This window comes from Mesotoga sp. UBA5557 (genome assembly GCF_002425715.1).
Taxonomy (GTDB): Bacteria; Thermotogota; Thermotogae; order Petrotogales; family Kosmotogaceae; genus Mesotoga.
Genome location: NZ_DIMV01000011.1, coordinates 658 through 10,983, shown reverse-complemented (window position 1 = coordinate 10,983; position 10,326 = coordinate 658). Strand labels below are relative to the sequence as shown.

Sequence of the window (10,326 nt, the reverse complement as noted above, 5' to 3'; positions counted from 1 at the left end):
CAGCCTTGCGTCCGCCGATGCTCTTCGGCGCCTTGCGTCCCGCCGAAGGCGGCATTGCGTCTTACTTCAGCAGTGACTGGCTTTTCTCCCACTTTCTCTTGAGCGCAGCGAACGTCTCAAAATGATTTTTCTCGTCTTGTCTCGATCGATCTTATTGAATACGATTCCGCTTCTTTCCTCGTAGCAAGAATATCTGGCGAACTTGGAAAGACTGTTTCGTACATTAAGACGTATAACTTACTATAATATTGATAGGTGTTGAACAATCTTCTCTTAAGGACAGTCGAAGAGCTGTCTGCCCTTCTGGTTTAGATGTAAGCTCGCGCCCGGTTTTCTTTGTGGATGCGGTCTTGAGGGAATTGCTGACTAAAAAGCACATCGATCATTGAAAAAGGGGGTATTTTTGATGAAGAAGCTTTTGGTAGCAGTTCTTCTTGTAGTTACCACTGCGCTATTTGCAGGTACCGTCTCGGTAATCGGACCTTGGTCCGGCTCCGAAATGGATGCTTTCATTCCGGTCCTGGAGGCATTCAAGGCAGAAACGGGAATTGATTACACTTATCAGACTTACAGGGCAGAGGATCTGGCAAATGTCTTACCTGCTCAGTTTGCCGCAAGGAAGGCTCCCGCTGATGTGATATTCATGTGGTCTAGTTTCATAACAAACAACACGAAGAACATAGCGGAGCTTACCGATGTAATTGACAGAGATGCTTATATTCCGGGCGCGCTTGACAACGTAACAACCGCAGACGGAAAGGTCTATGGAATAGCTTACACGGCAAAGGTAAAACCGGGTTTCTGGTACAGAAAATCCTTCTTTGAGGCTCACGACTTGGAAGTCCCTTCTTCCTGGGAGGAGTTTGTTGCACTTCTTGAGAAAATCGACTCGTTGCCTGGAGTGAAAAATGCCATTGCAAGTGGTAATGGTGTAGGATGGCCTCTTTCTGATGTCACAGAGCACTTCTTGATAACGTTCGGTGGGCCGGAACTTCAGAAGGATCTTATCGAAGGGAATACATCATGGAGAAGCCATGCCGTTCGAAATGCCATGGGCAAGCTAGTCTATCTGATCGAGAGAGGATTCTTCAGTGTACCAACTGAGTGGACAACGATACTGGAACAGTGGTGGAAAGGAGATTATGGCCTATACTTCATGGGGCAATGGATAACCGGAATGGTAGAAGATGCCGATGATCTCGCTGTTTTCAGCCTCCCGGGGAATCGAGGAATGGTTTTCAGTATCGACTACGCTTTCGTTCCAGAATTCGCCACAAACAAGGCGGAAGCTCTCGAGCTCGTGAAATTCCTTGCCGGTGAAAAAGGGCAGAGCATTCAGGTCGCACAGGGTGGCCATATAGCAACGGTCGAAGTAGCTATGGATAACTACCCGGCCGTCGACATGGAAATCGCGAAACTCACTGAGGGAGTTCAAACTCTCAACGATCTTGATGACTCTATTGGTGGTCTATGGCAAACCGCATTCTGGGATCAACTGAAGCTCATCTGGGTCCGCCCAGAAAGACTCAATGACGCTCTAATGGATCTTGACGAGAAGATGCCTAATTAATTCTTGAACTGTAGTGGGGCCCTGAGGGTCCCACTACTTTTTTTCGGAGGTGAGATAGTTGGCTGTAAGAAAGGCTAAGCTAAAACACTTCTTGTACTTCATTCTACCTGCCTTGTTTCTCCTGGTCGTTTTCGTTCTGTATCCAACTCTGAATACGGTTTTTCTAAGTTTCGTGGACGATGACGGAAAGATCTCACTTTCGAACTACATTGAGGTTTTCTCCAGCAGGGACATTCTGGATACGCGAGGATTCAGTAGAGGCTTTCCCTATGGTTCGTTGATCCACAATATCCTCTGGATAGCCATTCATTTACCGCTGACGACCATCGTCGGTCTTTTTCTTGCCGTTCTTCTGAGAGGTGTTAAGGGTGGAGGGATTGTCAAGTCCGTGATCTTCCTCGGAATGGTAATGCCTATGATCGTTGGGGGAATAATGATAAGATTCATGTTCGAAGAGAACGTGGGCGTTGTGAACCTTGTTCTTCAGATACTTGGATTAGAAACGAAAACCTGGACAGCATATCCAGAGACGGCCTTGTTTGCGCTGATCTTCGGTTCGGTGTGGCTATGGACAGGTTTCTCCATGATTCTCTATTCTGCAGGACTCGAGACAATCCCAAGCACATACTATGAGGCAGCACAGATAGATGGAGCTTCGAAGGCGAAGATGCTTTTCAAGATCACTATCCCCCTGCTGAAACCTATAACTGTTGTAGTCCTTACAATGACGCTTCTATGGGAGCTGAAGGTCTTCGACATTGTCTACATTGCAACGATGGGTGGGCCAGGCGGCTCATCTAACGTCTTGGCGCTCCAGATGTATCTCTACGGCTTCAGAGAGTGGGATTTTGGAAAGTCTGCTGTTGTTGCAGTGCTAATCGCAGGTTCGACTCTTCTAGCGGCGATACCAATGATGAAGTCGGCGGGGGATGAGGCAGAATGAAGAGAACGAGACGAGAGACTCTTGTGAAGACTGTTGTAGCCTGGATAGTTGCTCTAATCTGGATACTGCCTCTTATGGGTGTTGTTATGACGGCCTTGAGGCCTTTCAGCGAGGTAATCGATGGATGGTGGAAGCTCGAGCCCTTCAATGCGACTCTCTCGAACTTCTCCGGAGCGTTGAATCACCGGACAGCGGCTCTATACAAGGGAATGATAAATTCGCTAATGATAGCGATTCCAGCTACTATTGCTCCTCTGCTTCTTGCGACACTGGCCGGCTACGGAATCTCGAGGTACGGATTCCCATTGAGAAAGACCTTCATATTGACAGTGGTGCTAACGCTTGCTCTTCCTCAGCAGATGATAGCCATACCCATTTTCAGAATCATGAGCAACCTTGGGTTGGTGGACACCTTCTTTGGACTCATATTGCTTCATACTGCGTGGGGAATTCCGTGGATAACTTTCTTCATGCGCAACTACTTCAAGACTCTTCCTGCAGACATGGAAGAGGCCGCAAGAATCGATGGAGCCGGCGACTTCGGCATATTTTTCCGCGTGGTTCTCCCTAATGCATTCCCCGCTATTGCTTCTGCCTCTGCTCTGCAGTTCACCTGGGTGTGGAGTGATTTCTTTCTTGCACTTATCCTTATCTACTCACCGGAAAAGCTGCTCGCGACTCAACGAATCCCGCTGATGCGAGGTGTTTACCATGTTGACTGGGGACTGCTTTCGGCCGCGTCATTGCTCGTCATGATAGTTCCCGTTCTCATTTACGTCCTCTTGCAGAGATACTATGTAAGGGGAATGGTAGGATGGACAATCAAATAGAAGACCTATGAAATGAGGGAATTGGATGAGCGGTCAATTCCCTCTTTCTATTATTACATCTATCGACACTATTCGCACAGCAGCACTATGAGGTCGTTGACATTCGTGCCCGTCGGGCCTGTCTTGAATAGATCACCTGATTTGTCCAGAGCGTGGTAGGAGTCGTTATCGAGAAGGAACAGTTGCGGATCTATTCCGGCATCGATCATTCTGCTCATAGAGTTTCCATCGACAATTGCTCCAGCCGCATCGGTAGGACCATCAATGCCGTCTGTACCTACACATGCGAGTGTTACGTTCTGCATTCCATCTGCTGCGATTGCAAAGGCGAGAGTCATCTCCTGACAACGGCCTCCGAGACCTTCTCCCCGAACATGCACTACCGTTTCGCCACCTAGTATCAACGCCGCAGGTCTCTTTGTAGGTCTGTTGAAGCGCTCTTCTCTTGCGATTGCGGCCAAGAAGACTCCGGCATCTCTCGCTTCGCAGTCTAGTGAGGTGGTGACTATTGAAGAGTTGTAGCCCAGCTCTCTAGCAAATGTCGCTGCCGATTCGCAGGCTCTTGTGATGCTTCCGATTATCTCGGTCTGAACGTTGTGAAGTCTATCAGGAGTCTCCTTCTTCAGTGCTTCAACAACTTCGGGCCTGAGATTGAGCGCATACTTCTCGATCACGGCAAGTGCTTCTTCGCTTGTACTGCTGTCAGGATAAGTCGGCCCGGACGCTATAGAGTCCAAGCGATCGCCAAGAACGTCTGAAAGAACAAGTGTATATATCTGTGACGGAGCGACGAGCCTTGCAAAACGGCCGCCCTTCACTGAAGAAAGTCGTTTTCTTACTGTGTTGATCTCGACGATACTAGCACCGGAGCGGAAAAGCTTGTTGTTAACCTCCACAAGATCTTCGAAAGCAACGCCATCGGCAGGCTTTTCGAACAGTGCCGATCCTCCCCCCGATATAAGAAAGAGGATTTTATCGGGCTTGCCGGATTCAATTAACTTCAGCGCATGATCGGTAGCTTCGACTGTCTTCCTATCTAGAATCGGGTGCCCCGCTTCAAATATCTCTATGCCTTCGATTTCTCCTTGACTGTAGCCATATCTAGTAATGACTACACCGCGTTCGATTTCATCGCCGAGCTTCTCCTTTGCTGCCTTGGCCATTCTCCATGCTGCCTTTCCAATCGCAAGAAGAAATATCGGACCGGTTAGCCCCGCCTTTTCGATCGCCTTTTTTACCGAGCTCTCAGGTTGAACGGCTTCGATCGATTTCTCGATTATGTACTTCACATCTTCTCTAAGTTCTCTCAAAACAATCCTCCTCAATAGCACCGAAAAAGAATCTGTCCATAGTGGAAATGCTAGTCTGATTCAATTCTATACTAGTTAAGAAAATTCATCGTTATGAACAGTTATTCTTGCGCTCCTCTGACTTGTATTAAGCAGTTGCAGTAAATAGATTAGAACCTAAACTGGTTGCTTGATGGAGACTTTTTCCAGGAAACCAGTCGGCCTACAATGAGAATAGTCTGCAGCACATATAAGCACAAATCAAAGAAAAAGACGGTGCATACACACCGTCTTTTCTCATCTCTGAAAGGCTCAGAGAAGTATGGTCAAGTATAGATATGGCCCGGGGAGGAAGTTGTATAGCAAACTAAGTCCTGCACTGAGAACTATATTATCAACCGGCCTCAGAATGAATTCCCATCCTCTGCCGAACACAGGGATGAAGAATAGGAACTTCCCATCGAAAGTATAAGCGTTTAGCTCATTTGGTGTCATCGGCTTTTCGTAGTAAGTGCTTGCCTGGAATAGATAGAAATCCATTCCCTCGTAGCCGGTGATGTTTCCTGCTAGATCATACACTACATCTCCATATAGGCCATGGCCAAGAATGAAGTTCTTCGGAGCGGCCACAAAAACAGATGCAACCAAAAGAACTGCCACAAGAATAAGGACTTTTTTCATCAAATTACCCCCTTTTAAGTGATATCGAACCTATCCTACTTACTGATTTTACACTTAATGGCCTCATTAAGTCAACGTATGTTCATTCTCCAGAAGCAATTTCTCGCATACAGCAAGGATGATAACAGTTAGGGTTCAAACCACTCCAGTCCATCGAATGAGTACCGGGCGAGGTCGATATTGTCATCCCTGATCCTGTAATACCATGACGTGAAAATACTTTCAGTTGTACCGGAACTGGAAAACTCAATCTGTGCCTCGTAAGAGTACTCTCCCCAATCAACTTCCGCGTATTCAACGGATACTAACTCCAAGTGGTCAACTTTCACCTCTCCTGAAAGCACGTGCTGGTTGACGAAAAGAAGAGCGGTCTCTTCTATAGCGGGATAAACCATCTCGGGGTCGAATTCTTCGACCAGGCCTCTTGAAGAGAGCAGCATAATAACCACTGCCAGGACTATCACAGCGACTATCGTGTATTTCTGCAACACGGCTTTGATCTCGCTGTCTTGTTGATTCACTACTTGAAGCTCTTCAGATTCTTCGTTCTTCTCATGTTCGCTCAAAAAAATAGACCCCTTTCGGGGTCAATTATACATATCTGTCAATCAAAAAACTACCGCGACATTCAGTCTCACCGAACTCAAGACAGACGATAGAATCGCTGAAGGTGACTCGAAGAAAAAGCCCAGAACGGTTAATGGTGAAGCAGAAACACCTGCTCCGACCAGAAGTGTCTGGTTGTTCTGAAGCACCAGTGCGTAATCAAAGCCGACTCCAACGTATGGGAAGATAACAACATTCGTTCCAAATTCATAGTAGAGATTAATCTTCTGAAGCTCGAGTGGACTAAAATAGGTCTTCCATGTCCAGCCCAAGCCCAGGTTAGGACCCGTCCATCCCGTTATGTTTCCAAAAACGTCTAGCTTTGCCTCTCCATAGACGGGAAAGTGCAGACCCGCTACCAGCGGCTTACCATGAGCCTTATCGGGCCAAACGATTAGTGGTTCGGAAAAAACGGCGATAGCCAGACCAAGAACAACAGCTAGTAACAACAGTTTCTTCATTTCTATCCCTCCTTTGCAACGCGCGAACTCGACCTAAGTACATATTTATTATACAACATTACCCGACCGTTATCAGCATTAGGACCACTGTATAGAAATATAATAGCTTTGAGGACTAAAGCAAAAGAAAGGTCTACTGGATCTCAATTTGTAGCCGATCAAGTGTATTGATGATAGAATTTCTAAGACATATTCATTCATGGCGGAGGAGTGTTCTTTTGGGCAAGATTATTGTTTTGGCCGGGAATGTTGGCGCAGGTAAGTCTACTATAGCGAGCGCTATTGCAGAAGGTCTTGGATTCAGTATTCACTACGAATCCGTTTCCGACAATCCCTTCCTCGAGGATTTCTATTACGATCAAAAGAGATGGTCATATCATCTCCAAACATACTTTCTATTTCACAGGTACTGTTCTTTGAAACAGGCTGAAGAGAAAGACAACACCGTCTTCGATCGTTCGATATATGAAGACAGAGAGATTTTTGCTCGCAACCTTTTTGAGACAGGGAAGATGTCTCAAAGGGAATTCGCAGCTTATGTGACAATGTTCGATTCAATGATAAAGTACTTGAAGAAGCCTGACTTGCTGGTCTATATCGATGCGGACGTCGATACGATTCTTTCCAGGATAAGGCGGAGAGGAAGACAGATGGAGACTGCAGTTCCAATAGCTTACTGGGAGCAGCTCGACAGGTTGTACTCGCAATGGATTGAAGAATACGACCTTTCTCCGGTCTACAAGATAGATGCCAGATCTGTTGATATCGTCATTAATCCAGAGAAGACAGAGAGAATCATAGGCGAAATAAAGAGAATCCTGTAGAGCGCTGTTCATTCCTTAACAGATTTGCAGAAATCGTAACTTGACATTCTGTACAAGATGTTGATACTATCAATTATCAAAACACTACGAAGGTGATCTGTGTGAGAGTTAGTTCGAATTCATTCTTTATGACAAACAAGCTTCATCATCACAGACTGTGGCGCCCGGTTGAGGGAGGCGGCACCTTCTAGTCGTGCTCTCTTAAGGAAATCAACAGACCGGGCTTATGGCCCGGTCTTTTTTTATTGGAGGTGTGGAATGAAGAAGTTCCTGGTACTTGCAGTTTTGATCTGTATGACAATGGCATTTGGAAGTCTGATCGACGACGTTAGGCAAAGAGGTGTTCTGAGAGTTGGGCAGGACGCAGGTTATATGCCCCTTTATGGAACCAATCCCGATGGCGAACGAATCGGTTTGGAAGTGGAGATCCTCGAGAGGATGGCCGAAATCCTTGGCGTGAAACTGGAATTCGTAGTTGTGAACTGGGATGGAATAATCCCTGCTCTGATGTCAAACAAATTCGACATAATCTGGTCTGCAATGACTATAACTCCGGAAAGGGCTCTGAGAGTTAACTTCTCTGATCCCTATCTGACAGTGGGTCAGATAATTCTCTACAACACAAACAAGTACACGGTTCCACCCACCGAGGAAGACCTGGACAATCCCGATGTCAAGATCGCTGTACAACTTGGTTCGACGGGCGCAGAAGCAGCAACCAGACTCCTCTCCAATGCCCAGATCTTTATGTTTGAGACGATCGACGAAGCTGCCTTCCAGGTTGCTTCCGGAAGGGCCGACGCAATGATCTTTGACTCCATTTATGCAAGATTTATGGCAAAGAAATACGATCAGCTCGATGTGACGGAAGAACTACTGACAAGAGAGGACTTTGGCGTAGCAATTGCAAAGGGAGACTTTGAAACACTTCAGTGGTTGAACACCTTTATTCAGTGGGTAAAGACAACTGGAACACTGGAAGAGCTTGAAAACTACTGGTTCGTGGAATACCAGCCGGAGTTCTAAGGAAAGAATTATGACAAGAGCGATGTCGAAAATCATTCTGGGAGTAATAGTCGCAGGAATGCTCTGGTTCTCTTATTCATCAGTCTCAGCTGTGTATCCTTTTAACTGGAGATCGCTTGCCAGGTATTACAAACTCTTCATCGAAGGGATCGTCACTACTCTCCAGCTAAGCGTCATCGCTCTTGCTCTTGCAGTAATCGTGGGAATTGTGGTAGCACTTGCACGAGATTCAAAAGTCAATCTGCTGCGTGACGCGGGGACTCTCTATGTTTGGTTCTTTAGAAACATGCCGTTACTGGTGGTCATTCTTCTAGTCTACTACGGCTTCGGTTCTGCAGTTAACATCGATAGATTCTGGGCGGGAGTTGTCTCACTTTCTTTATTTGAGGGAGCATACGTAGGCGAGATCTTTAGAGCGGGGATAGCCGCAGTTCCTTCTGGAGAGAAGGAAGCCGGAGAGGCCATGGGACTCTACAGAAGTCAGATAATGTTCTCTATAGTCTTTCCACAAGCCTTTAGAATCTCAATTCCCCCTCTAATCGGACAGCTCGTAACGCTCATCAAGGACAGCTCGTTGGTGTCGGTCATAGCCCTTGGCGATCTCACGATGCGCGCCAGACAGGTGGGAACACAGACCTTGGCAGTGTTTGAAGCGTATATCTTACTTGCCGCCTGTTACCTGTTTATGACATCGCTGATCTCTCTGGTAGGAAGGATACTTGAAAGGAGGCTTGCCATTCCATGACAGAAAGAAACGTAATTTTGAAGCTCTCGAACCTCTCAAAATCATTCGATGGGCTGTCTGTCTTGAAAAACGTCTCGTTCGACGTCAAAGAAGGCGATGTGATAGCTGTCCTGGGTTCTTCTGGTGCGGGAAAGACGACCCTACTCCGATGCATTAACAACCTAATAACCCCCGATGAAGGCGAGGTCTTCTTTAAGGGGAGACAGGTAGAGAGAACGAGACAATCAATTAGATCTTTCAGATCAAAGGTTGGATTCGTATTTCAGAGATTCAATCTGATTAGTCATTTGAGGATTGTCGATAACGTTGCTCTGCCTCTCGTGAAGGTGAACGGTATGAAGTGGGCAGATGCAAGAAAGGCCGCCGAAATTCAACTCAGGCAGGTGAATCTTGGCGAAAAACTTACAAGTTACCCTTCTCAGCTTTCCGGTGGACAGCAACAGCGAGTGGGGATAGCCAGAGCGCTCGTCATGAATCCCGACATTGTTCTCCTAGATGAACCCACATCGGCCCTAGACCCGTCTCTTGTAGGCGAAGTAATGAGAGTAATCAGAAAGCTCTCCTCAGAAGGGAGGACGATGATAATCGTCACCCATGAGACCGAATTCGCAAAGCATATAGCAAATCGGGTAATCTTTTTGAAGGACGGCGAGATAACTGCCGATTCTTGTCCGAAAGAGTTCTTCGAGTCGAAATCAGACGACGTAACCGAGTTCTTGACAGACCTTTCGGCAATTGTATAGCACTTTCCTGCAATGAGGGTTTCTTCCGTGATCTCTCGCAAAAAAAGACGTAAGAGGCCAGAGGGAAGACGTTGGAAGAGCGGGAAGAGGAGAGAGGAAGAGGAGGAAGAGAGAGAGAAAGAGAGGGCGAGAGGACGCGAAAAACGGTACAGACGTCAGGAGCCCGTCTGTCCCTATTTTCGCTTCTCGACTTTTCGTGAGCGCAGCGAATGGCTCGACAGTGCTCTTTCTTTAAGAAAAAGGTTCTCGGGTTTGATTTCAACGAAGACGACTCTAAACAGCGTACAGCGGGTTCTCCGCTTTTAAGCGTACAGCGGCCTTTTCGGTGAACGGATCCTCGCTCTTGGACAGCCAACGGTGAACCGTATTTCACAGCGATCAGCGGGGCTTGTTCTTAAGCGTATAGTGGATCTTCAGGGCGAGATCCCGTACAGAAACCACTACGGGATGAGAAAGTGAGTGGATTCCAGCGCAGGCTCATAAGTGTAAGCTCTCGAATGACAGTCCTTCACGTCATCCTGGCACGCTACTGGCCAGGATCTCGTTCTTTGAAACAGTTGCAAGTCGCAGGAACGGTTATCCGTTTTCGGTTCACCGTTCTCCGAGCA

General features: G+C 46.9%; 11 protein-coding genes. 7 read left to right on the top strand and 4 right to left on the bottom strand.

Annotation, left to right across the window (positions count from 1 at the left end):
- The first annotated feature begins 406 nt into the window (after positions 1–406).
- Genes B3157_RS00860 through B3157_RS00850 form a run of 3 tightly spaced genes read left to right on the top strand, consistent with a single transcriptional unit; the run spans position 407 to position 3,343 of the window.
- Entirely contained in the window at positions 407–1,570 is a 1,164-nt protein-coding gene (locus B3157_RS00860; protein ID WP_214059906.1) for an ABC transporter substrate-binding protein, read from the top strand.
- 58 nt (positions 1,571–1,628) lie between these two features.
- Positions 1,629–2,513, top strand: coding sequence for a carbohydrate ABC transporter permease (locus B3157_RS00855; protein ID WP_099829402.1), 885 nt, complete (start codon positions 1,629–1,631; stop codon positions 2,511–2,513).
- Positions 2,510–3,343 (top strand): carbohydrate ABC transporter permease, encoded by an 834-nt coding sequence (locus B3157_RS00850; RefSeq protein WP_214059904.1) that lies wholly within the window; start codon positions 2,510–2,512, stop codon positions 3,341–3,343. Before B3157_RS00855 ends, B3157_RS00850 begins: the two co-directional genes overlap by 4 nt.
- A 68-nt stretch (positions 3,344–3,411) precedes the next feature.
- On the opposite strand, the gene B3157_RS00845 is transcribed toward B3157_RS00850, so the two are convergent.
- From B3157_RS00845 to B3157_RS00830, 4 genes are all read right to left on the bottom strand, one after another.
- A complete protein-coding gene (locus B3157_RS00845) occupies positions 3,412–4,653 on the bottom strand; it encodes a glycerate kinase type-2 family protein (RefSeq protein WP_214059903.1) in 1,242 nt (413 codons plus the stop codon).
- A 291-nt stretch (positions 4,654–4,944) separates the two neighbouring features.
- On the bottom strand, positions 4,945–5,313 hold the full coding sequence (locus B3157_RS00840; protein WP_214059902.1) for a hypothetical protein: 369 nt from the start codon (positions 5,311–5,313) through the stop codon (positions 4,945–4,947).
- A gap of 128 nt (positions 5,314–5,441) precedes the next feature.
- Positions 5,442–5,879 (bottom strand): hypothetical protein, encoded by a 438-nt coding sequence (locus tag B3157_RS00835; protein WP_292588105.1) that lies wholly within the window; start codon positions 5,877–5,879, stop codon positions 5,442–5,444.
- 42 nt (positions 5,880–5,921) lie between these two features.
- The gene (locus tag B3157_RS00830) at positions 5,922–6,380 is read right to left on the bottom strand and encodes a hypothetical protein (protein ID WP_099829397.1); all 459 of its coding nucleotides are present in this window, start codon (positions 6,378–6,380) and stop codon (positions 5,922–5,924) included.
- 218 nt (positions 6,381–6,598) lie between these two features.
- Here B3157_RS00830 and B3157_RS00825 point away from each other — a divergent pair, with 218 nt between their 5' ends.
- The 4 genes from B3157_RS00825 to B3157_RS00810 all read left to right on the top strand — a co-directional run bounded on the left by B3157_RS00825 (position 6,599) and on the right by B3157_RS00810 (position 9,718).
- Positions 6,599–7,204: a deoxynucleoside kinase gene (locus B3157_RS00825; protein ID WP_214059900.1), complete on the top strand. Its 606-nt coding sequence runs from the start codon at positions 6,599–6,601 to the stop codon at positions 7,202–7,204.
- A gap of 258 nt (positions 7,205–7,462) precedes the next feature.
- A complete protein-coding gene (locus B3157_RS00820) occupies positions 7,463–8,230 on the top strand; it encodes a transporter substrate-binding domain-containing protein (RefSeq protein WP_214059899.1) in 768 nt (255 codons plus the stop codon).
- Positions 8,231–8,240: 10 nt separating this feature from the next.
- A complete protein-coding gene (locus B3157_RS00815; RefSeq protein ID WP_099829394.1) occupies positions 8,241–8,975 on the top strand; it encodes an amino acid ABC transporter permease in 735 nt (244 codons plus the stop codon).
- On the top strand, positions 8,972–9,718 hold the full coding sequence (locus B3157_RS00810; protein ID WP_214059898.1) for an amino acid ABC transporter ATP-binding protein: 747 nt from the start codon (positions 8,972–8,974) through the stop codon (positions 9,716–9,718). The genes B3157_RS00815 and B3157_RS00810 overlap by 4 nt, the downstream gene beginning before the upstream one ends.
- The last annotated feature ends 608 nt before the right edge of the window (positions 9,719–10,326 follow it).

Bases quoted from the DNA above. Each gene is read 5' to 3' on its own strand.
- B3157_RS00815 (WP_099829394.1), top strand. From the start codon at position 8,241: ATGACAAGAGCGATGTCGAAAATCATTCTGGGAGTAATAGTCGCAGGA.
- B3157_RS00840 (WP_214059902.1), bottom strand. From the start codon at position 5,313: ATGAAAAAAGTCCTTATTCTTGTGGCAGTTCTTTTGGTTGCATCTGTT.
- B3157_RS00850 (WP_214059904.1), top strand. From the start codon at position 2,510: ATGAAGAGAACGAGACGAGAGACTCTTGTGAAGACTGTTGTAGCCTGG.
- B3157_RS00810 (WP_214059898.1), top strand. From the start codon at position 8,972: ATGACAGAAAGAAACGTAATTTTGAAGCTCTCGAACCTCTCAAAATCA.
- B3157_RS00860 (WP_214059906.1), top strand. From the start codon at position 407: ATGAAGAAGCTTTTGGTAGCAGTTCTTCTTGTAGTTACCACTGCGCTA.
- B3157_RS00830 (WP_099829397.1), bottom strand. From the start codon at position 6,380: ATGAAGAAACTGTTGTTACTAGCTGTTGTTCTTGGTCTGGCTATCGCC.
- B3157_RS00820 (WP_214059899.1), top strand. From the start codon at position 7,463: ATGAAGAAGTTCCTGGTACTTGCAGTTTTGATCTGTATGACAATGGCA.